This is a genomic window from Parapedobacter tibetensis (assembly GCF_024704835.1).
Classification (GTDB): domain Bacteria; phylum Bacteroidota; class Bacteroidia; order Sphingobacteriales; family Sphingobacteriaceae; genus Parapedobacter; species Parapedobacter tibetensis.
Genome location: NZ_JAMXBE010000075.1, coordinates 1 through 452 on the forward strand (window position 1 = coordinate 1; position 452 = coordinate 452).

Consider the following 452-nt stretch of genomic DNA (forward strand, 5'->3'; position numbering starts at 1 on the left):
TATGTAGTTAATGTTCTGAACTGTGGCAACTCCAGTGTAGCCTATGGATACGCTATATCCAAAAATAAAAAAGATGATATTGTAGCATGCATAGGAAGAGAGCAACCCAGAGCATGTTACATGATCAACATTAAATTCAAACCGACGGGCATAAATACAGCAAAGAATGGATATCTTCTGGGCAGCCTGCCATTTTTAGCATTTGTTGGTTTTATTTTTTTGAGATCTGTTAAGCCACGGAGAGCCTTACCCAAGGGTCAGTGTACCAAGATATTCACTTTTGGCTCGGTCTTGTTTGATGCGCAGGAACGGCAACTGGTAATAAATAAAGAGACCATAGACCTGACTGGAACTGAAACGCGTCTACTGCTCATTTTCGCGTTGTCTCCTAACGAGACTATAGAGAGAAGCCGGCTGCAAAAAGAGATATGGGAAGATGAAGGTGTTATTGT

The 452-nt window shown here is 41.4% G+C and carries 1 protein-coding gene; it reads left to right on the forward strand.

Annotation, left to right across the window (positions count from 1 at the left end):
- Nucleotides 1–120: 120 nt before the first annotated feature.
- A partial coding sequence (locus tag NF543_RS25330; RefSeq protein WP_373275034.1) for a winged helix-turn-helix domain-containing protein occupies nucleotides 121–452 on the forward strand: 332 nt, incomplete at its 3' end.